The organism is Bradyrhizobium sp. 137 (assembly GCF_023074095.1).
Taxonomy (GTDB): Bacteria; Pseudomonadota; Alphaproteobacteria; order Rhizobiales; family Xanthobacteraceae; genus Bradyrhizobium.
Window position 1 is genome coordinate 257050 of record NZ_JADPKU010000044.1, and the last position, 21802, is coordinate 278851.

Genomic DNA, 21802 nt, shown 5'->3' on the forward strand with positions numbered 1-21802 from the left:
CGGGCATTCGTGAGGTCGGCGACGATCGCATGCGATTTGGATGCAGCGCGCCGTCATGCCCGGGCTTGTCCGAGGCATCCACGTTCTTCGTGCGCGCGGCCAGGTGTAGATGGCTGGGACGCGGCTACGCCAAGGCTTCGCCATTTGGGCCGGCGAAACTTCAGACGACGGCAAGCGCGCCATGAGAAAACTTCGGCCGGAAGCGACAAATTGCTCCGAGGACAAGCCTTGCCGGATATGAGGGATTTGGCTGGCAAAGTTGCGGAACATTGCGGTAATCGCGCCTCGAAGCGCGGGAAATCCGTAAACTTCTTCGAGATCGGGCCGAAGTTTCTTGCGGTGCAGCGGCTCCCGTTTTAGGGTGGCTCATTCCCACAATCGGAGTCGTGAGGCGAAGGGCTTCACGACGCTTGTCAGGAGATGACGATGTCCTTCCTTGCCGCTGCGCTCGACCGTGTGAAGCCGTCCGCGACCATCGCGGTCACGGATAAAGCACGCGCGCTGAAAGCGGCGGGCCGCAACGTCATCGGCCTCGGCGCCGGCGAGCCCGATTTCGACACGCCCGCCAACATCAAACTGGCGGCGATCCGCGCTATCGAAGCCGGCAAGACCAAGTACACTGCGGTCGACGGCATTCCCGAGTTGAAGGAAGCCATCATCGCCAAGTTTCAGCGCGAGAACGGCGTCGTCTACAAGCCGAACCAGATCATCGTCGGCACAGGCGGCAAGCAGGTGCTCTACAACGCGCTGATGGCGACCATCAATCCGGGCGACGAGGTGATCATTCCCGCGCCCTATTGGGTCAGCTATCCCGAGATGGTGGCGCTCGCCGGTGGCGAGCCGGTACCGGTGGTCTGCACCGCTGCGACAGGCTTCAAGCTTCAGGCGGAGGCGCTGGAGCGCGCGATCACGCCGAAGACCAAATGGGTGATCCTGTGCTCGCCGTCGAACCCGACGGGAGCTGCCTACACCAAGTCCGAGCTGAAGGCGCTCACCGACGTGCTGCTCAGGCATCCCCACGTCTGGGTGATGACCGACGACATGTACGAGCATCTCGTCTATGACGACTTCCAGTTCACCACGGTCGCGCAGGTCGAGCCGAAACTCTACGACCGCACACTCACCGTGAACGGCGTGTCGAAGGCCTATTGCATGACCGGCTGGCGCATCGGCTATGCCGGCGGCCCGGCGCAGCTGATCAAGGCGATGTCGACGATCCAGTCGCAGTCGACCTCGAACCCGTCGTCCATTGCGCAATGGGCTGCGGTCGAAGCGCTGAACGGTCCGCAGGACTTCATCCCAGCCAACAACAAGGTGTTCAAGGAGCGCCGCGATCTCGTCGTCTCCATGCTCAATCAGGCCAAAGGCATCGAGTGCCCGCGGCCGGAAGGGGCGTTCTACGTCTATCCGTCCTGCGCCGGCACGATCGGCAAGACCGCGCCGTCGGGCAAGGTGATCGACAATGACGAGACGTTCGTCACCGAGCTGCTGGAAACCGAAGGCGTCGCCGTGGTGCAGGGGTCGGCTTTCGGCCTGGGACCGGCGTTCCGCATCTCCTATGCGACCAAGACTTCGGACCTCGAAGACGCCTGCAAGCGCATCCAGCGCTTCTGCGGCAATCTGCGGTAAGCGCGCAGCAACGACGTGAAATCAAAGGGCCCGCGGTTAGTGGGCCCTTTTTCTGTCGCGTCCGCGCGAGCTGGCCCCACCACAACTATTATGGCATAGACCATCATGCGGCGTGTGCCGCGCCTTCCTGCTCGCACCCCATCATCGCCGGAGACGTTTCATGCGCCGTTCGTTCCTCCTCTCCGGGCTCGCAGCGGCAAGCCTCGTTGTCTCCGTCGCTGCCGCCGGCGCGCAGCAGCGGATGGCACGGGTCGGCGTGCTCGAGTGCCGCGGCGGCGCCAGCGTCGGCTTCATCGTGGGATCGGTGACCCATCTCGGCTGCGTGCTGCGCGCCGATGGTCTACCCGACGACCGCTACGTCGCGACCATCCGCAAAGTTGGTCTCGACATCGGCATCACCCAGGAGACGGCGCTCGCCTGGGGCGTGTTCGCGCCGGTCGACCGGCTCGGCCCCGGCGATCTCTCCGGCAATTACGCCGGCGCGCAGGGCAGCGCCTCGGTCGGCGTCGGCCTTGGGGGCAACGTGCTGGTCGGCGGCTCCAACAATTCGATCGCCCTTCAGCCGCTCAGCGTGCAGGGCCAGGTCGGCCTCAACGTCGCCGCCGGTCTGGAGAGTCTGGAACTCCGTCCGGGCCGCTGATTGCCGTCAATTCTAACTGCACCGGCGGCGGCTCGCCTCCCCCGTCGCGGAGAGGTGGAACGCTCGGGCCGATAGTCGTACCAATCGTCAAGAGTTGAAGTCTTGATCGAGCCGACGACGCACCGCAGCGACGTTTGATGCTTGCCAAATCTCGGGGACGGGCAGAGCATCTGCGCTTGCCGACCCAATCATGGGCCGAGCTCCACAAAAAAGGAGGCGGCGAATGGGACAGGACGTCAGAAGTCCCCGAGGTCCACGGTGCATTGCGCTAGTGGGCCCATTCCAAAGCGGTAAAACCACGCTTCTCGAAGCAATCCTAGCGCGAACGGGCGCAATCCCCCGCGCCGGCAGCGTCGATGCCGGAACTTCTGTCGGTGACGCCACGCCCGAGGCCCGTCATCACAAGATGACCGTCGGCCTGACTGCCGCCACCACGACCTTCATGGGCGACAGCTACACCTTCCTCGACTGTCCCGGTTCCGTTGAATTCGCCTATGACATGCGCGCCGTGCTGCCTGCGGTCGACGCCGCGGTCGTGGTTTGCGAGGCCGACGAGAAGAAGCTGCCGCAGCTTCAGATCATCCTGCGCGAACTGGAAGAGCTGAAGATCCCGCGTTTCCTGTTCCTCAACAAGATCGATCGCGCCACCGAGCGCGTCCGCGAGAGCCTCGCAACGCTACAGCCCGCCTCACGCGTGCCGCTGGTACTGCGCCAGATCCCGATCTGGAAAAGCGAGCTGATCGAGGGCTTCGTCGATCTCGCGCTCGAGCGCGCCTTCATCTATCGCGAACACAAGGCCTCCGAGGTGATCGCGCTCGAAGGCGGCAATCTCGACCGCGAGAAAGAGGCCCGCTTCTCGATGCTGGAGAAGCTCGCCGATCACGACGATGCGCTGATGGAGCAGCTTCTCGAGGACATCCAGCCGCCGCGCGATGCCGTGTTCGACGATCTCGCCCGTGAATTGCGCGAAGGGCTGATCTGTCCGGTACTGCTGGGCGCCGCCGCGCGCGAAAACGGCGTGCTGCGCCTGATGAAGGCGCTGCGCCATGAGGCGCCGGGCGTCGCGGAGACCGCAAAACGTCTCGGCGTTCCCGAGACCAAGGATGCGCTCGGCTACGTCTTCAAGACGTTGCATTCGCAGCATGGCGGAAAATTGTCGCTGACGCGGCTGCTCGCCGGCCATCTCGACGACGGCGCCACGCTGCAATCCTCTTCCGGCGGCGCGGGGCGCATCTCCGGCATCCTCGCCGTCAATGGCGCCTACGACACCAAGCGTGCCTCGGCCGAAGCCGGCGACACCGTCGCGCTCGCCAAGCTCGATCCCGTGAAGACCGGCGACACTGTCTCGAGCGGCAAGACCCCGCCGGCTGCGCTCGTCACCGTGGAGCCGACGCCGCCGGTGCTCGCGATCTCGATCGCGGCGACCGATCGCAAGGACGACGTGAAGCTCGGCCAGGCGATGGCCCGCCTGCACGAGGAGGATCCATCGCTGGTGGTCGTGCAGAACGCCCGGACCCACGACACCGTGCTGTGGGGCCAGGGCGAAATGCATCTGCGGGTCGCCGGCGAGCGGCTGCGCGACCGCTTCGGCGTCAAGGTCACCTCGCACCCGCCCGCGATCGGTTATCAGGAGACCATCCGCAAGCCGATCGTCCAGCGTGGCCGCCACAAGAAGCAGTCCGGCGGTCACGGCCAGTTCGGCGACGTCGTGCTCGAAATCAGGCCGCTGCCGCGCGGCGATGGCTTCAAGTTCGCCGAAAAAGTGGTGGGCGGCGCGGTGCCGCGCAATTACATCCCCGCGGTGGAGGAAGGCGTCGTCGACGGATTGGCGCGCGGCCCGCTCGGCTTCCCTGTCACCGACGTGCAGGTGACGCTGACCGACGGCTCCTATCACAGCGTCGATTCCTCCGACCTCGCCTTCCGCACGGCGGCACGGATCGGGCTCAACGAGGGCCTGCCGCAATGCCAGCCGGTCTTGCTCGAGCCGATCCACATGGTCGAGATCGTCTGCCCGACCGATGCCACCGCCAAGATCAACGCGATCCTGTCGGCGCGGCGTGGCCAGATCCTCGGCTTCGACACCCGAGACGGCTGGAGCGGCTGGGACTGCGTCCGCGCCATGATGCCGGAAGCCGAGATCGGTGAGCTGATCGTCGAGCTGCGCTCGGCCACCGCCGGCGCCGGCAGCTTCACCCGCCAGTTCGACCACATGGCCGAAGTGACCGGCCGCGCCGCCGACCAGATCATCGCCGCTCATCAGCACGCGGCGTGATCTATTGGGGAAGCACAGTCCCCTTACCCTCTCCCCGCCCTTGCGCGGAGAGGGCGAGGGGAGACGCTGGCTTGTCAACCTTTATTGATTGCAGAGAGACAGACATGGGCAGCCCATGAAACCCTTGCGGTTGGCCCCGAATGATGTATTTTGCATCATTGTATATGCTCCAGATATCATTTATAGATTCTGATACGTGAGGCCACGGTGATCACGTCGTTCCAGATGCGGGCAGCGCGCGCGCTGCTCGGCATTGACCAGAAAACCCTGGCCGAACTCGCGGGCGTTTCGCTGCCGACCATCCAGCGGATGGAAGCCAGCACCGGCAATGTTCGCGGCGTGGTCGAGACCCTGATCAAGGTGGTCGAGGCGTTCGATCGGGCGGGCGTCGAGCTGATCGGCGAGCAGGCCCGCAGCGACAGCGGCGGGCGCGGCGTTCGCCTCAAGCAGCCGGGGCCGCCGCGGCGGGTGGGGGCATGATCGGGCGTTGATCATGCTCGGGATCAGGATGGGCTAGCGCATCGTCGCACCTCGGCAACACGGGACGCACGATGCTTCGGAGCATCGTGGGGCATGAGCATCACAAGCGATCACGCGGGCAGACTGCATCAGCTTCGCCGGCCGACTTTTGCCGAATTATACTTGCCAAAGCTCGTCACCGTCTGGCGTGAGGGATACGGCGCCGCGGACTTTCGCGCCGACGTCTTCGCCGGCCTCACGGTCGCGATCGTGGCGTTGCCGCTGTCGATGGCGATCGCGATCGCATCGGGCGTGACACCGGATCGCGGCCTCTACACCGCCGTTATCGGCGGCTTCATCGTGTCGCTGCTCGGCGGCAGCCGTTTCCAGATCGGCGGACCCGCGGGCGCTTTCATCGTCCTGGTTGCGGTGACGGCCGAGCGGCACGGCGTCGAGGGCGTCATCCTCGCCACCCTGATGGCGGGGCTGTTCCTGGTCACGGCGGGCCTGTTGCGGGTCGGCACCTACATCAAGTTCATTCCCTATCCCGTAACCGTCGGCTTCACTGCCGGCATCGCCGTCATCATCTTTGCGAGCCAGCTCCGCGATCTCGGCGGCATCACGCTTGCGGGAAAAGAGCCCAGCGAATTCGTCCCGAAACTCGTTGCGCTCGCCGGCGGCCTCAACACCGTCAATCCAGCCGCCGTCGCGGTCGCGATCGTCAGCATCGTCATCATTGGCGTGTTGCGTCGCTGGCGGCCGTCCTGGCCCGGCATCCTGATCGCGGTCGTGTTTGCGGCGGTCGCAACTGCCGTATTGTCGCTGCCGGTCGAGACCATCGGCTCGCGCTTCGGCGGCATTCCGCGCGAGCTGCCGTCGCCAGCGCTGCCCGCCTTCTCGCTTGAGAAGGCAAGGGCCGTGCTGCCGGATGCGATTGCGTTCGCGCTGCTGGCGGCGATCGAATCGCTGCTATCGGCAGTGGTGGCCGACGGCATGACCGGACGCCGCCACCGTTCCAATTGCGAGCTGGTGGCGCAAGGCGCCGCCAATATCGGCTCGGCGCTGTTCGGCGGCATCTGCGTCACCGGCCTGATCGCGCGCACCGCGACCAATATCCGCGCTGGCGCGCGCGGGCCGCTCGCGGGGATGCTGCACGCGTTCTTCCTGCTGTTGTTCATGCTGATCGCGGCGCCGCTCGCAAGCTACATTCCGCTGGCTGCGCTCGCCTCCGTGCTCGTGGTCGTGGCCTGGACCATGGCGGAGAAGCACGAATTCGCGACGCTGCTGCGCTCGTCATGGGGCGATGCCGTCGTGCTGCTCGCGACCTTCCTGCTCACGATCTTTCGCGATCTCACCGAAGGCATTCTGGTCGGCTTCGCGCTCGGCGCGGTGCTGTTCATCCACCGCATGGCGGAGACGACGGGCATCGAGGAGCGCACGCCGCTCGTGGCCGCCGATCGTCCCGACGACGGCAACGGTTCGCGCATTCCCTACGACCCCGCGCTTGCGGTGGACCGCGACGTGCTGGTCTATCGCATCACCGGCGCGTTCTTCTTCGGCGCCGCCTCTGCGATCGGAAGCGTGCTCGACGGCATCGCCGACCGGCGCAAGGCCTTCGTGGTCGATTTCGCCGCGGTGCCGTTCCTGGACTCCACCGCGGCGAACGTGCTCGGGCGCGTCGCCGCGAGGGCTCATCGCCAGGGCATCAGGCTGTTCATCACGGGCGCCTCGCCAGCGGTTCGCCGCGCGCTGCTCACCCATGGCGTGACGCCGCCCCGCGCGCGCTATCGCCAGAGCCTCGAGCGCGCCATTGCTGACATCAAGAGCTCTGCAGCCGATGAGGCTGCTGCGAGCTGACGGCGCCGTGGCGATGCGGCGCTCGTGCGCTTGACAGAGCCGTCGGGACGCGAAATGGATCGCCTTCCATATCGCTTGAGGGAAGGACGACCGTGACCAGGGCTCCCGCCGCTTGTCTGATCGGATGGCCGGCGGCGCATTCGCGATCGCCGCTGATTCATCATTACTGGCTGCGCACGCTCGGGATCGAGGGCGGCTACGTCATCGAGGCTGTCCCGCCCGAGGATTTGCGTGACTTCGTGCTGCGGCTGTCGCTGCGCGGCTTCGTTGGCGCCAACGTCACCATCCCGCACAAGGAGGACGTGCTGGCGCTGTCGAAACCCGATGCGCGCGCAACGGCTGTGGGTGCCGCCAATACGCTGTGGTTCGAAGACGGCGAGCTGCACGCGACCAATACCGACGTCGAAGGCTTCATCGGCAATCTCGACGCCAGCGCGCCCGGCTGGAATGCGGCTGAGGAGGCGCTGGTCCTCGGGGCTGGCGGCTCCTCGCGCGCGGTCGTGTTCGGCCTGCGTGAGCAAGGCATCAAGCGCATCCATCTCGCCAATCGCACCATCGCGCGGGCGGAGACGCTGGCAAGTCTCTTTGGGCCAAAGGTGCATCCTGTGACATGGGACAGCATCAACGACGTGCTGCCGCGTGCAAAACTTCTCGTGAACACGACCTCGCTCGGCATGCACGGCCAGCCTCCGCTCGATATCGATGTGGCGCGCCTGCCGGAGGCGGCGGTGGTCGCCGATCTCGTTTATGTCCCGCTGGTGACGCCGCTGCTTGCGGCAGCCAAAGCGCACGGGCTGAAGACCGCCGACGGGCTCGGCATGTTGCTGCACCAGGCGGTGCGCGGCTTCGAGCTGTGGTTCGGCCGGCGTCCTGAAGTCACCACCGAGCTGCGCGCGCTGGTCGAGGCCGATCTCACAAAGACTTGAGAGAATGGCGCGGCTGTTCCGGAGTTCTATCTCCGTGGGGACAACCGGAGACCGCCATGTCTGTTCAACGCGCAACTTTCACACGTCCACTTCTCGCCATCGCGATGGTGACCCTCTCGACCTACTGCGCCACCGCCCAAAAAGCGCCGGTGCCGACGCGTGTGCGCGGCACGATCGAGAACGTCAATGGCGACACCATGCAGGTCAAGTCGCGCAGCGGCGAAGATTTCAAGCTTCACATCGCCGCTGATGTGAACGTCTCGGGCATCACCAAGATCTCACTCGCCGACATCAAGCCCGGTTCGTTCATCGGCGCCACCACCGTGCCGGGGCCGGATGGCGGCCAGAACGCGGTCGAGGTCCACGTGTTTCCGGAGAGCATGCGCGGCACCGGCGAGGGCTCGCGGCCCTGGGACCTCAAGCCCAACTCCAGCATGACCAATGCGACGGTCGCCGAGAGCGTGGTCGGCAATGACGGCCACACGCTGCTGGTCAAGTACAAGGACGGCGAGAAGAAGGTGTTCGTTCCCGACAACACCCCGGTGGTGACCTTGGTGCCCGGCGACAAATCCGATCTGAAGACCGGTGCCAAGGTCATCGCCTTCATGAAGCAATTGCCGGACGGCTCTTTCGAGACCAACCGCGTCAGCGTCGGCCGCGACGGCCTCACGCCGCCAATGTGAGGGGAGAGCGGTCGCCTCCGCCGGGACGAGGCTGTTAGTGTTGCTGCATCTCGCCGAGCAAGGGGCAAAGGCGCGCTCGCGCCGTGCCCACGTCTTCTCTCAACTTGGAACGAAGGTCGCCACGCTTCCGCCTTCGCTCGTCGAGCTACGGTGGACAAGCGCCCTGCCCACCCAAGACGCTACGGTGCTGCCGCAATGATATGATCGTCGATCTCGTCGATCCGGTTGACGCCGCACAGGCCCATGGTGGTGAGCAGCTCCTTCTGGATGATGTCGATCGCCTTGGCGACGCCGGCCTGGCCGCCAGCCCCCAGGCCATAGGCATAGGCGCGGCCGATCATGCAGGACTTGGCGCCGAGCGCGAGCGCGCGCATCACGTCCTGGCCGGAGCGGATGCCGCCGTCGAACATGATCTCCATCTTCTCGCCGACCGCGTCCGCAATCTCGGGCAGCACCTCGATCGATGACGGCGCGCCGTCGAGCTGCCGGCCGCCATGGTTGGAGACGACCAGGGCCTGCGCGCCGGTCTTGGCGGCTTCCTCGGCATCCTCGACGTCCAAAATGCCCTTAAGGATGAGCTTGCCAGGCCAGATGCTGCGGACCCACTCGACGTCCTTCCAGTTCAGCGAGGTGTCGAACTGCGACGCGGTCCATTCGGCGAGGCGGTTGAGATCCTCGGTGTTCTTCACGTGGCCGGCGATGTTGCCGAACGTGCGGCGCTTGCCTTGCAGCACGCCGGAAACCCAGGCCGGCTTGCTGGCGAAATCCAGCAATTTCGATAGCGACCATTCCGGCGGTACCGTCATGCCGTTCTTGATGTCGGCGTGGCGCTGGCCGATCACCTGAAGATCGACGGTCAGCACCAGCGCGCTGCACTTCGCTGCGATGGCGCGCTGGATCAAGTCCTTGATGAAGCCGCGGTCCTTCATGACATAGAGCTGGAACCAGAACGGCTTCTCGACATTGGCGGCGATGTCCTCGATCGAGCAGATCGACATCGTCGATTGCGTGAACGGGATACCGGCGGCCTGCGCGGCGCGGCAGGCATGGATCTCGCCGTCGCCATGCTGCATGCCGAGCAGGCCGACGGGCGCGAGGATCAGCGGCATGGTCGAGGGCTCGCCGAGGATTGTGGTCGAGGTGTCGCGTTTGGAGACGTCGACCAGGATGCGCTGGCGGAACTTGATCGCCTGCATGTCCTCGCGGTTGGCGCGCAGCGTCTCCTCGGCATAGGAGCCGCGGTCGCAATAATCGAAGAACGCCTTCGGCACGCGGCGCTTATGCAGCGCACGGAGATCGTCGATACAGGTGATGTGCTTCATGATCGTTTCCCCGGCCCGTCTTGCATCGGATGATTTCGGGGTCATCTAGCATGGTTGGATGCACAGCCAAATCGTTTGCCAGACCGTTTTGCAGGAGGGCGCCATGACGAGGCCGCACGCCGGACCTTCGCCGGAAGAGACCAAGGAGAAGCGCGCCCTCGGGGAAGCGCTGGAAGAAGGTCTGGAAGAGACCTTTCCCGCCTCCGATCCCGTCAATGTCACCCAGCCGCCGCCGAGCCGCGGGGACGGGCATGTGAAGCGCACCGGCTAGGGACAGGTTCCGTTCCCGTTCCGGCTTCCCAGTTCGGAAATATAATGTTAACAATACGTTATCAGGGCAGCGGCGTGCCCGGTTCCGTAATGATTTATCATATTTTTTGAAGCCAACTTAGCCGCGATGGCTTTATAAGTGCTCGGCAAATCAGGGATGCGGGGCCCTTTCGGGCAGCCCGTGGTTGTAGAGGGGTCCCTGGTTGTTGCCTGGGGGACGATATGAGCCGCAAATATTTCGGGACGGACGGGATTCGGGGCCGCGCCAACGGACTGATCACGCCGGAGCTCGCGCTCAAGGTCGGCCAAGCCGCAGGGCTTGCGTTTCAGCGCGGTGACCATCGCCATCGAGTCGTGATCGGCAAGGACACCCGCCTGTCCGGCTACATGATCGAATACGCGATGGTCGCGGGCTTCACTTCGGTCGGCATGGACGTGCTGCTAGTCGGCCCGATGCCGACACCGGCGGTCGCGATGCTGACCAAATCCATGCGGGCCGATCTCGGCGTCATGATTTCGGCTTCGCACAATCTGTTCGAGGACAACGGCATCAAGCTGTTCGGCCCGCAGGGCTTCAAGCTCTCCGACGACGTCGAGAGGCAGATCGAGCAGCTGCTCGATGAATCCCTCGACAAGCGTCTCGCACAGAGCGCGAGCCTGGGGCGCGCCCGCCGCATCGACGGCGTGCATGACCGCTACATCGAATTCGCCAAGCGCACGCTGCCGCGCGATCTGTCGCTCGACGGCCTGCGCGTTGTGATCGATTGCGCCAATGGCGCCGCCTACAAGGTGGTGCCGGAAGCGCTATGGGAATTGGGTGCGGATGTGGTGCCGATCGGCGTCGAGCCCGACGGCTTCAACATCAACAAGGAATGCGGCTCCACCTCGCCGGAAGCCTTGTCGAAGAAAGTGCGCGAGATGCGCGCCGACATCGGCATTGCGCTCGACGGTGACGCCGATCGCGTCATCCTGGTCGACGAGCGCGGCCATCTGGTCGACGGCGACCAGCTGCTCGCGGTGATCGCGCAAAGCTGGAAGGAGGACGGCCGGCTGTCGCGGCCGGGCATCGTCGCCACCGTGATGTCCAATCTCGGCCTCGAGCGCTTCCTCAACGGGCAGGGGCTCGATCTCGTCCGCACGCCGGTCGGCGACCGCTACGTGCTCGAGCAGATGCTGAACGGCGGCTACAATCTCGGCGGGGAGCAGTCCGGCCACATCATCCTGTCCGACTACGCGACCACCGGCGACGGCTTCGTTGCGGCCCTGCAGGTGCTGGCGGTGGTGCAGAAGCTGCGCCGCCCCGTCTCCGAAGTCTGCCACCGCTTCGATCCGCTGCCGCAGATCCTGAAGAACGTCCGCCACAAGGGCGGCAAGCCGCTCGACGATTCCGACGTCAAGTCGGCGATCTCCGACGGCGAGAAGCGCCTCAACGGCCACGGCCGCCTCCTGATCCGCTCCTCCGGCACCGAGCCCGTGATCCGCGTCATGGGCGAGGGCGAGGACCGCATCCTGGTCGAGGACGTCGTCGACACTATCGTCTCCGCGCTGGGCCAGGCGGCGGCGTAAGGGCTCTTCCTTCTCCCCTTGTGGGAGAAGGTGGCGCGAAGCGCCGGATGATGGGTTCTATCCTCGCCCCCAACTGCTAGAGAGACTCGCGGAGGCAGACCCCTCACCCGTCTCGCCGCTGACGCGGCGATCCACCCTCTCCCACAAGGGGAGAGGGTAAGACCCGCGCATCCCAGCTATTTGCCGTTGACGCTGGTTCTACTGCCGCTTGCATCGTACCTAAGAGGTCGCGGCAATCTGCCGCGCCGGGATTGCTGCATTGAACAAGCCTGTCGTCGTCTCAGAGGAAACACTGACCGAGCCCGTCGTCGTCAACGACGTGGCGCCCGCCAAAGCGCCAGGGCCGGTCTACGTGGTGCTCGCCGGCATCAGCGTCTCGCACTTCCTCAACGACACCATGCAGTCGCTGATCGCCTCGGTGTATCCGATCCTGAAGGACACCTATGCGCTCGATTTCGCGCAGATCGGCATGATCACGCTGGCCTTCCAGTTCACGGCCTCGCTGCTCCAGCCGGTGGTCGGGCACTACACCGACAAGAAGGCGCAGCCCTATTCGCTGGCGATCGGCATGGCCTCGACCTTCTTCGGCCTCTTGCTGCTCAGCGCCGCGCATCAATACCTCGTCATTCTCGTCGCCGCCGCGCTGGTCGGTCTCGGCTCGGCGGTGTTTCACCCGGAGTCGGCGCGCATCGCGCGGCTCGCCTCCGGCGGCCGCTACGGCTTTGCGCAATCCGTGTTCCAGCTCGGCGGCAGTTTCGGCACCTCGATGGGACCGGTGCTGGCCGCGCTCATCGTCGTGCCGTTCGGGCAGGGCAGCATCGCCTGGTTCTCTTCGATCGCCTTCCTCGCGATCCTCATCCTGTGGCGCATCGGCCGCTGGTACGCGCCGCAGATCACGGCGAAGAAGGCAGCCCCCGTTCACAGCCAGCCGGGTGGTCCGAGCTCGCGCCGCGTCGCGGTCGCGCTGCTCGTGCTGGTCGCGCTCTTGTTCTCCAAGCAGCTCTACGTATCGAGCCTGTCGAGCTATTACATCTTCTACCTGATCGACCGCTTCGGCGTGTCGACGCAGGCTGCGCAGATCTATCTCTTCATCTTCCTGGCGGCGAACGCCGTGGGTGCGTTTCTCGGCGGTCCCTTGGGCGACCGCTTCGGCCGCAAGATCGTGATCTGGATCTCGATCCTCGGCGCGCTGCCGTTCACGCTGGCGCTGCCCTATGCCGGCCTCTATGCGAGCGCGGTGCTCAGCGTCGTCATCGGCCTGATCATCTCCTCGACGACGTCATCGATCATCGTGTTCGCGCAGGAACTGGTGCCGCATCGCTTCGGCATGATCTCCGGCGTGTTCTTCGGTGTCGCCTTCGGCATCGGTGGGCTGGGCGCGGCCGTGCTCGGCAAGCTCGCCGACCACACCTCGATCGCTTTCGTCTATCAGGTCTGCGCTTTTCTGCCGGCGATCGGCCTGCTTGCAGTGTTCCTACCCAGGCTGCCGCGGCACGCGCGTTAACACATCCTCTCTTGCCGCCTTGCGGTTTCACACATCGTTAGGGAATGCGGCGAAGGAAGTCGCATTTGGCGCTGCTTTTTTGCAACGCTGGCGCGGCGCGCGCGTGTACTGTCAGAAAAAATCAACCTTAAAAATTAGGGTTAAGCGGCGCTTAAACATTTGGTGCCATCGTCCTCCCGTGAGTTTCCAGAACGTGGGGCGGCTGCATTTTGCCTCACCGGCCATAAGGACGAAGCCAATGCGTAGCGTTAAGTCTCTCCTCGCCGCGGGTGCGGCAACCCTGATCTCGTCGATGGCATTCGCCGCCGATATGCCGATCGCGGCGCCCCCTCCGATGTACGCGCCGCCGGCCCCGCCCGCCGATTTCGGCGGCTGGTATCTGCGCGGTGATATTGGCATGACCAACCAGAGTGCCAAGCGCATCGATAGCGCGCTGCCGGCTGGGTATCAGAAGTCGACTGAGGGACTCGGCTTCGACTCTTCGCCACTGTTCGATCTCGGCGTCGGCTATCGCTTCAACAATTGGTTCCGTGCGGACGTGATCGGCCAGTACCGGGGCAAGGCTAACCTGCACGGTGCGGACAACGTCATTGGACCCGGCTTCGTCGGCACAAACAATTACAGCGGGAGCAAGTCCGAGTGGGTCGTCATGGCGAATGCCTATGTCGATCTCGGCACCTGGTGGTGCATCACCCCGTTCATTGGCGCCGGTGTTGGCGGCTCCTACAACAAGATCAGTGGCTTCCGTGACGACGGCGTTTCTTATAGCGCCGCGCTGACCCCGACTCCGAGCAACAGCGTCGCCTACTTCGCAGACAGCGGAAAGTGGAACTTCGCCTGGGCCGCTCACGCCGGTCTCGCCTACAAGGTCAATCCCGGGTTCACCGTCGAACTGGCCTACAGCTACATGAACCTCGGCGACGCGGCGCCTGGCAACTACCGCTTGTTCGACAACAGTGCCTCCGGTCCGACCTCTATCAAGATCAGGGAGCTCACCTCGCACGACGTCAAGCTCGGCGTGCGCTGGGATCTCAACAGCCCGCCGGTCTACGCGCCGCCGCTGGTCACCAAGGGCTGATCGGCAGCCTCATCGGTTAAAGTCTCTTAACGGCGCGGGGTCAGCCCGCGCCGTTTTGCTTTGCGGATTTTTCATGGCGCAGCAGCGACGAACGTGGCGGACGCAACCATTGGTTAAGGTTAACAGGGGATGATCATCGCAACTGTTCGAGTCCATGGAGCGTTGCGATGCGTAGGCTGATGGTGGCGGCGGCGATGTTGGGGACGGTGTCCGCCGCAAATGCGGCCGACATGCCGGACCTGCCGATCCTGCGCGGCAGCTTCACCGACGGCCTGACGAGATCCGGCGTCAACTGGCAGGGCTTCTATGTCGGAGGCCAGGGCGGCTATGGCTCGTCCGACGAAAATTTCAACGGGTCGACCAGCAATATGATGGCCGCGCTGCTCGCGGACACCCTGATCGAACAGGAGATGCAGGTCTCGCAATGGAATCTCGGCCTCGGAAAGGCCTCTCAGCGCAGCAGTGGATACGGTGCTTTCGCGGGCTACAATGGGCAGTGGGACGATGTCGTGATCGGCCTGGAAGCCAGTTACCTGCACGGTAAGTTCGGAGGATCGACCACCGCCAGCGAAGCACGTAGCCTCCAGCTGTCCGACGGCAACGTGCACAGCGTGACTGCGAGTTCGACGGCCTCGATCGCGATCAAGGACATGGCAACGTTTCGCGGCAGGGCCGGTTACGCGTGGGGCTGCTTCCTGCCCTACGTGTTCGGCGGGCTCGCGCTCGGCAACGCGGATATCGTTCGCACGGTGAGTGCTCAGGATTACGTGACGCCCGCCGGCGTTCTGCTGGGGCCGGTCTCCGCGAGCGAAGCGCAGCACAATCATCTGATCTACGGCTACAGCGGCGGCCTCGGTGTAGACGTCAACCTCGTCGGCGGTCTCTTCATGCGCGCCGAGTGGGAATACATTCGCTTCACGTCCCAGGTCGACACCAGCATCAACACCGTCCGCGCCGGCCTCGGCTACAAGTTCTGACGCGGCGACACGCCGCGGTTGACAGCCTCCTTCCGTCCTGATGCTCTGTCGCCCAAAAGCGGGACGGCGGCGATGCAGATCTACGGCGATAGCAATTCCGGCAATTGTCTGAAGGTGAAGTGGGTCTGCGACAAGCTCGCATTGCCCTATCAGTGGGTTGAGATCGACACGAGCAAGGGCGAGACGCGCACGCCGCAATTCCTGAAGATGAACGGCGCCGGCCAAGTGCCGACCGTCGCGTTCGACGACGGCCGCACGCTGGCGCAATCCAATGCCATCATCCGCTATCTCGCACGCGACAGCGCCCTCGTTCCGCGCGACGCCTTCATCGCTGCCAAGATGGACGAATGGCTGTTCTGGGAGCAGTACAGCCACGAGCCCTATATCGCGGTGTGCCGCTTCCTCCTGGTCTATCTCGGCAAGCAGGCCTCCGAGCTCGATCCTGAGAAGGTCAAGCGCGGTTATGCGGCGCTCGAGCGCATGGAGCAGCATCTTGCGGCCAGCCGCTTCCTCGCCGGTGAGGCGGTTTCGCTCGCGGATGTCTCGCTGCTCGCCTATACCCGCGTTGCGCATGAGGGCGGCTTCGATCTCGGCCGCTTTGCGGCCATCCGCCGCTGGATCGACCAGACCGAGGCCTTTCTCGGCCTTGCGCCGGCGCGCTGAGTCTGGAGCATCGCGCATGAACGCCGAAGCCGTCTCCATTCGCCGCGCGCGCCGCGACGACATCGCCGCGATCGTTGCAATGCTCGCCGATGATCATCTCGGACGCGCACGCGAGCGCGTGGAGGATCCGCTGCCCGCCGCCTATTACGAGGCATTTGCGCGGGTCGAGCGCGATCCGAATCTGACGCTTGTGGTCGCCGAGAGCGAGGGCAGGGTGGTCGGCTGCCTGCAACTCGCGATCCTGCCCGGCATCAGCTCGCAAGGCGGCGTGCGCGGTTTGCTCGAAGACGTCCGCGTTGCTTCCGATTGTCGCAGCCGCGGCATCGGCGAGCGGTTGGTGCAATGGGCGGTTGCGGAAGCGAAAGCACGCGGCTGCAATCTCGTCGAACTGCTGACGCATCAGACGCGTGTCGATGCGCAGCGCTTCTACAAGCGGCTCGGCTTCACGGCGAGTCATGTCGGTATGACTGTCCGCTTTTGACGCAGCGTGACGCAGGCGTTGCGCGATCAGCGGAATCGGATCGCGCATTCGTTCGTGTTAAGAGCCGGTAAACTACCCGTCCGTCGTTCACATTGATGAAGGAACGAACGGTGCTACGGCAGCGTCAGACACCGAGCTCGGTCGGTTCGGGGATTTCGATGACAAGCTATTCGATGATCAAGGTCGGCAACGACTACGTCGTGCAGGCCAATGACAAATGCATTTTGAAGGTCGGCAGCCGCCGCAGAGCCGCGCAATTGATCAGCGAAGCCACGGACTTGCTGAATGCGCTCGCTGCCGTCGACTCGCCTGATCTCGCGCCGGAGGCGCCTTCACTCCGCCGTGAGACGCCGGAACTTCCTTGACTGGTCTGCCCGATTCCCGTATCAGCCGCGGCGGGACACCTCCCCCCAACGGGAGGCTTACTATCTGGAAGGGTAGATCATGACTGTAGCGAAGCCCGCTTCGCGGCCGAACGTGCCGCATTTCTCCTCCGGCCCCTGCGCCAAGCGCCCCGGATGGAACGCCCAAAATCTCAAGGACGCAGCCCTCGGCCGCTCGCATCGCGCGAAGGTGGGCAAGGCCAAGCTCAAGCTCGCGATCGATCTGACGCGCGAAGTGCTCGAGGTCCCCGCCGATTACCGCATCGGCATCGTGCCGGCCTCGGATACCGGCGCGGTCGAGATGGCGCTGTGGTCGCTGCTTGGTGCGCGGCCCGTCACCACGCTTGCCTGGGAATCCTTCGGCGAAGGCTGGGTCAGCGATATCGTCAAGGAATTGAAGCTCAAGGACGTCACCAAGCTGAACGCAGCCTATGGTGAGATCCCCGATCTCTCCAAGGTGGATCCCAAGAGCGACGTCGTCTTCACCTGGAATGGGACCACGTCTGGCGTGCGCGTGCCGAACGCGAACTGGATCAGCGCGACCCGCGAAGGACTCACGATCTGCGACGCGACCTCGGCCGCATTCGCGCAGCCGCTCGATTTCGCAAAACTCGACGTCGTCACCTTCTCCTGGCAGAAGGCGCTCGGCGGCGAAGCCGCCCACGGCATGCTGATCCTGTCGCCGCGTGCGGTGGAGCGGCTCGAAACCTACAAGCCGGCCTGGCCGCTGCCGAAGATCTTTCGCATGACCAAGGGCGGCAAGATCAACGAAGGTATTTTCGTCGGCGAGACCATCAACACGCCCTCGATGCTCTGCGTCGAGGATTATCTCGACGCGCTGAACTGGGCCAAGTCGATCGGCGGCCTCAAGGCGCTGATCGCGCGTGCCGACGCCAATACCAAGGTGCTCGCCGACTGGAAGGCGAAGACGCCCTGGATCGACTTCCTGGCGAAGGATCCTTCGATCCGCTCCAACACTTCGGTGTGCATGAAGTTCACCGATCCCGCGATCACCTCGCTCTCCGAGGATGCGCAGGCCGAGTTCTCCAAGAAGCTGGTCGCGCTGGTCGAGAAGGAAGGCGCAGGCTACGACTTCGCCTATTACCGCGATGCGCCGGCCGGCCTGCGCATCTGGTGCGGCGCCACCGTCGAGGCTAGGGACGTCGAGCTGCTGACGCAGTGGATCGACTGGGCCTTTGCCGAGACCAAGGCCGCTCTGCCCAAGGCGGCGTGAGCAGGTTTCACTCGTCGCGTTATCTCAACTCGTCATGGCCGGGCTTGACCCGGCCATCCATCAATCAAGAGAGATGGTTCCGCGGGTCAAGCCCGCGGATTCCGTAAATGCAGCCCGCACCCACGGATCACACCCATGACCAAACCCAAAGTTCTCATTTCCGACGCGCTCTCGCCCGCCGCCGTGCAGATCTTCAAGGACCGCGGCGTCGAAGTCGACTTCCAGCCCAATCTCGGCAAGGACAAGGACAAGCTCGCCGAGATCATCGGCAATTACGACGGCCTTGCGATCCGCTCCGCGACCAAGGCGACCGCCAAGATCATCGAGAAGGCGACGAGGCTGAAAGTGATCGGCCGCGCCGGCATCGGCGTCGACAATGTCGAGATTCCCGCCGCCACGGCCAAGGGCATCATCGTGATGAACACGCCGTTCGGCAATTCGATCACGACCGCCGAGCACGCCATCACCCTGATGCTGGCGCTCGCTCGCGAGATCCCGCAGGCCGACGCCTCGACCCAGGCCGGCAAGTGGGAGAAGAACCGCTTCATGGGCGTCGAGATCACCGGCAAGGTGTTAGGCGTCGTCGGCTGTGGCAATATCGGCTCGATCGTGGCCGATCGCGCGCTCGGCCTGCGCATGAAGGTGATCGCCTTCGATCCGTTCCTGTCGCCGGAGCGCGCCAAGGACATCGGCGTCGAGAAGGTCGAGCTCGACGATCTCCTCAAGCGCGCCGACTTCATCACCTTGCACACCCCCCTCACCGAGAAGACCAGGAACATCATCGACGCGGCCGCGATCGCCAAGATGAAGAAGGGCGTGCGCCTGATCAACTGCGCCCGCGGCGGCCTCGTCGACGAGCAGGCGGTGGTCGATGCGCTCAATTCCAAGCACATCGCCGGCGCCGCCTTCGATGTCTTCGTCGAGGAGCCCGCAACCAAGAACGTGCTGTTCGGCCATCCTAACGTGATCTGCACGCCGCATCTCGGCGCCTCCACCACGGAAGCGCAGGAGAACGTCGCGCTCCAGGTCGCCGAGCAGATGTCGGACTATCTGCTCACCGGTGCGATCTCGAACGCGGTCAACTTCCCCTCGATCACCGCGGAAGAGGCGCCGAAGCTGAAGCCGTTCATCGCGCTCGCCGAGAAGCTCGGCTCGTTCGCGGGCCAGCTCACCGAGAGTGGCATCCTCAAGGTCGAGATCACCTATGAAGGCCACGTCGCCGAGATGAAGATCAAGGCGATCACCTCCGCGGTGCTGTCGGGTCTGCTGCGCCCGATGCTGGGCGAGGTCAACGTGGTGTCCGCGCCGGTCGTCGCCAAGGAGCGCGGCATGGTGGTGGACGAGATCGTGCGCGCGGCGCAGAGCGACTATGAGAGCCTGATCACCGTCACCGTCATCACCGAGCGGCAGGAGCGGTCGGTTTCGGGCACCGTCTATGCCGACGGCAAGCCGCGCCTCGTCGACATCAAGGGCATCCGCGTCGATGCCGAGTTCGGCAAGTCGATGATCTACGTCACCAACGAGGACAAGCCGGGCTTCATCGGCAAATTCGCGAGCCTGCTCGGCGACGCCAAGATCAACATCGCCACCTTCCATCTCGGCCGCGTCGCGCCCGGCAGCGATGCCATTGCCCTGGTCGAGGTCGACGGCGCCGTGCCGGCCGATTTGCTCGCCAAGGTGCAGGCGCTGCCGCAGGTAAAGCAGGCCAAGGCGCTGACGTTCTGATCCTTCACCTCTCCCGTAGGGAGAGGTCGGATCGCATCGCAAGATGCGATCCGGGTGAGGGGTTAGGCTCTCACCGAATGCTGCGGCCCCTCACCCGGATGGCTCAGGCGCGCAATTGCGCGCCATGGCAATCCGACCTCTCCCCGCTGGGGAGAGGTGACTCGCACCAGCCATTTGAGTCTGATGAGTCTGATCCTTCGTCCCGGCGCAGATATATTCCGACCCGCGGAACAACGCCGCCTCCGTCACCGGAGGCGGCGTTTTTATTTCTCCCGCCTCGGCCAAACTTTGTGTACCAATGGCGGTAAGGACGCTCCGTTCAAAATCGTTCGACAAGGGAGAAACACATGCGTGAAGCCGTCATCGTTTCCTATGCGCGCACGGGCCTGGCCAAGTCCGGCCGCGGCGGGTTCAACATCACGCCGCCGATGTCGCTCGCCGCCCACGCCATCCAGCACGCGGTGAAGCGCGCCGGCGTCGACAAGGACTATGTCGAGGACTGTTATCTCGGCAACTGCGCTCATGGCGCGCCGAACATCGGCCGTCAGGCCGCGCTGCTCGCAGGCCTGCCGAAGTCCACCGCCGGCGTTTCTGTGAACCGCTTCTGCTCCTCGGGGCTTCAGACCATCGCGATGGCTGCCAACTCGATCCGCTCCGACGGCGCCGACTGCATCGTCGCCGGCGGCGTCGAGAGCATCTCGATTCCCGGCGGCGGCTCGCCGAAGGAATCGATCGATCCGGAACTGCTCAAGGTCGCCCCTGACATCTTCATGGCGATGATCGACACCGCCGATATCGTCGCCGAACGCTACAAGCTCAGCCGCGAATACCAGGACGAGTTCTCGCTGGAATCGCAGCGCCGCATGGCCGCGGCGCAGCAGGCCGGCAAGTTCAAGGACGAGATCGTCCCGATGAAGACCAAGATGAAGGTCGTCGACAAGCAGACCAAGGCGGAGTCGATCGTCGATTACGTCGTCGATCGCGACGAGTGCAACCGGCCCGATACCACGATGGAGGGCCTTGCCAAGCTCGAGCCGGTGAAGGGCCCCGGCAAATACGTCACCGCCGGCAATGCCAGCCAGCTCTCCGACGGCGCCGCCGCCGTGGTGCTGATGGAAGCCAGGGACGCCGAGAAGCGCGGCCTCAAGCCGCTCGGGCGCTTCGTCGCCTGGGCGACCGCGGGCTGCGAGCCCGACGAGATGGGCATCGGCCCCGTGTTCGCGATTCCGAAGCTCTTGAAGCGCACCGGGCTCAAGATCGACGACATCGATCTATGGGAGCTCAACGAGGCCTTCGCCAGCCAGTGCCTGTATTGCCGCGACAAGCTCGGCATCGATCCCGCCAAGTACAACGTCAACGGCGGCTCGATCGCGATCGGGCATCCCTTTGGCATGACCGGCGCGCGGCTCACCGGCCATCTGCTCCAGGAAGGCGCACGCCGCAAGGCCAAGTGGGGCGTGGTGACGATGTGCATCGGCGGCGGCCAGGGCGGCGCCGGCCTGTTCGAGATCTATCACTGAGACCACCGCAAGGATTGTGTAGGGCACGGCGCGACAAGCGCCGTGCCCTTTCGTTTGAGCGACAGCACGGCAGACCTGGTTCCTGCAACCGAAGGCTTTATTCCGGCTGGTTTGGAAATCTTCGCGGTGTCGGGCGTTTACGCGCGAAGGGGCAAGCGGAGGAGAAACGCTCATGCGAACGACAATGGCAGCCATCCTTATCGCGGCCCCGCTGATGGCGGGGCCCGCAATCGCGCAGCAGGCAACACCTAACCAGAACGTGCAGAGCGAAGCGGACAAAGGCCTCAAGACGCAGAATTCCGGCGCCTCGGGCTACGTTGGAGCGCAGGACAAGCCGGGCTCGGCCGCGACCGCGCCGGGAGATCACACGCGCACGGACAGCAGCAGCGGTGTCGCCAACGTCCCCAGCGCGCAGAACTCGGGGACGGGTATCGCTGGGGCTCCCGGCAACAAGAACGGTCCTCCCGCTCGCACCGGAACGGTTGGCTCGAACTCGCAAAACCCGACCGTCCAGCAGCAGGATACCTCGAACATTAAGGGCTTGCCGGGCAACAAGAGCGGCCCGCCGGCCAAGCGTTGAGAGCGGCGTGAAGGAGGGCCGGTCCGTTGGGAC

At 64.6% G+C, this 21802-nt stretch carries 19 protein-coding genes and 1 pseudogene; 19 read left to right on the top strand and 1 reads right to left on the bottom strand.

Annotated features, from left to right (window positions below; all coding sequences use genetic code 11):
• The first annotated feature begins 426 nt into the window (after positions 1-426).
• From IVA78_RS10475 to IVA78_RS10505, 7 genes are all read left to right on the top strand, one after another.
• On the top strand, positions 427-1629 hold the full coding sequence (locus tag IVA78_RS10475; protein WP_247277513.1) for a pyridoxal phosphate-dependent aminotransferase: 1203 nt from the start codon (positions 427-429) through the stop codon (positions 1627-1629).
• A gap of 160 nt (positions 1630-1789) precedes the next feature.
• The gene (locus IVA78_RS10480) at positions 1790-2269 is read left to right on the top strand and encodes a DUF992 domain-containing protein (RefSeq protein WP_247277512.1); all 480 of its coding nucleotides are present in this window, start codon (positions 1790-1792) and stop codon (positions 2267-2269) included.
• A gap of 223 nt (positions 2270-2492) precedes the next feature.
• Positions 2493-4541, top strand: coding sequence for an elongation factor G (locus IVA78_RS10485; protein WP_247277511.1), 2049 nt, complete (start codon positions 2493-2495; stop codon positions 4539-4541).
• Between the two features lie 207 nt (positions 4542-4748).
• Positions 4749-5021 (top strand): helix-turn-helix transcriptional regulator, encoded by a 273-nt coding sequence (locus tag IVA78_RS10490; RefSeq protein ID WP_247277510.1) that lies wholly within the window; start codon positions 4749-4751, stop codon positions 5019-5021.
• 93 nt (positions 5022-5114) lie between these two features.
• Entirely contained in the window at positions 5115-6857 is a 1743-nt protein-coding gene (locus tag IVA78_RS10495) for a SulP family inorganic anion transporter (RefSeq protein WP_247277509.1), read from the top strand.
• 92 nt (positions 6858-6949) lie between these two features.
• Positions 6950-7783, top strand: coding sequence for a shikimate dehydrogenase (locus IVA78_RS10500; protein WP_247277508.1), 834 nt, complete (start codon positions 6950-6952; stop codon positions 7781-7783).
• 56 nt (positions 7784-7839) lie between these two features.
• Complete coding sequence (locus IVA78_RS10505; protein ID WP_247277507.1) at positions 7840-8466, top strand: hypothetical protein; 627 nt, start codon at positions 7840-7842, stop codon at positions 8464-8466.
• Positions 8467-8645: 179 nt separating this feature from the next.
• Here IVA78_RS10505 and IVA78_RS10510 read toward each other — a convergent pair whose 3' ends face one another.
• Entirely contained in the window at positions 8646-9788 is a 1143-nt protein-coding gene (locus IVA78_RS10510; RefSeq protein ID WP_247277506.1) for an alpha-hydroxy acid oxidase, read from the bottom strand.
• A gap of 103 nt (positions 9789-9891) precedes the next feature.
• Between IVA78_RS10510 and IVA78_RS10515 the strand changes: the two genes are divergently transcribed.
• From IVA78_RS10515 to IVA78_RS10570, 12 genes and pseudogenes are all read left to right on the top strand, one after another.
• Positions 9892-10059, top strand: coding sequence for a hypothetical protein (locus tag IVA78_RS10515; protein WP_247465187.1), 168 nt, complete (start codon positions 9892-9894; stop codon positions 10057-10059).
• A 221-nt stretch (positions 10060-10280) separates the two neighbouring features.
• On the top strand, positions 10281-11624 hold the full coding sequence (gene glmM / locus IVA78_RS10520; protein ID WP_247277504.1) for a phosphoglucosamine mutase: 1344 nt from the start codon (positions 10281-10283) through the stop codon (positions 11622-11624).
• A gap of 259 nt (positions 11625-11883) precedes the next feature.
• Positions 11884-13128: an MFS transporter gene (locus IVA78_RS10525; RefSeq protein ID WP_247277503.1), complete on the top strand. Its 1245-nt coding sequence runs from the start codon at positions 11884-11886 to the stop codon at positions 13126-13128.
• Positions 13129-13366: 238 nt separating this feature from the next.
• Positions 13367-14206, top strand: a complete 840-nt coding sequence (locus IVA78_RS10530) for an outer membrane beta-barrel protein (protein ID WP_247277502.1) — start codon at positions 13367-13369, stop codon at positions 14204-14206.
• Between the two features lie 167 nt (positions 14207-14373).
• Positions 14374-15183 (top strand): outer membrane beta-barrel protein, encoded by an 810-nt coding sequence (locus IVA78_RS10535; RefSeq protein WP_247277501.1) that lies wholly within the window; start codon positions 14374-14376, stop codon positions 15181-15183.
• A gap of 72 nt (positions 15184-15255) precedes the next feature.
• Positions 15256-15846, top strand: coding sequence for a glutathione S-transferase family protein (locus tag IVA78_RS10540; RefSeq protein WP_247277500.1), 591 nt, complete (start codon positions 15256-15258; stop codon positions 15844-15846).
• 16 nt (positions 15847-15862) lie between these two features.
• Positions 15863-16327, top strand: coding sequence for a GNAT family N-acetyltransferase (locus IVA78_RS10545; RefSeq protein WP_247277499.1), 465 nt, complete (start codon positions 15863-15865; stop codon positions 16325-16327).
• 158 nt (positions 16328-16485) lie between these two features.
• Entirely contained in the window at positions 16486-16692 is a 207-nt protein-coding gene (locus IVA78_RS10550) for a hypothetical protein (RefSeq protein ID WP_247277498.1), read from the top strand.
• A 79-nt stretch (positions 16693-16771) separates the two neighbouring features.
• Positions 16772-17944 (top strand): phosphoserine transaminase, encoded by a 1173-nt coding sequence (locus IVA78_RS10555; RefSeq protein WP_247277497.1) that lies wholly within the window; start codon positions 16772-16774, stop codon positions 17942-17944.
• Positions 17945-18079: 135 nt separating this feature from the next.
• Entirely contained in the window at positions 18080-19669 is a 1590-nt protein-coding gene (serA, locus tag IVA78_RS10560; RefSeq protein ID WP_247277496.1) for a phosphoglycerate dehydrogenase, read from the top strand.
• 347 nt (positions 19670-20016) lie between these two features.
• Positions 20017-21189, top strand: a complete 1173-nt coding sequence (locus tag IVA78_RS10565) for a thiolase family protein (RefSeq protein ID WP_247277495.1) — start codon at positions 20017-20019, stop codon at positions 21187-21189.
• Between the two features lie 397 nt (positions 21190-21586).
• Positions 21587-21769 (top strand): annotated as a pseudogene (locus IVA78_RS10570) (hypothetical protein); the annotation flags it as partial.
• Between the last annotated feature and the right edge of the window lie 33 nt (positions 21770-21802).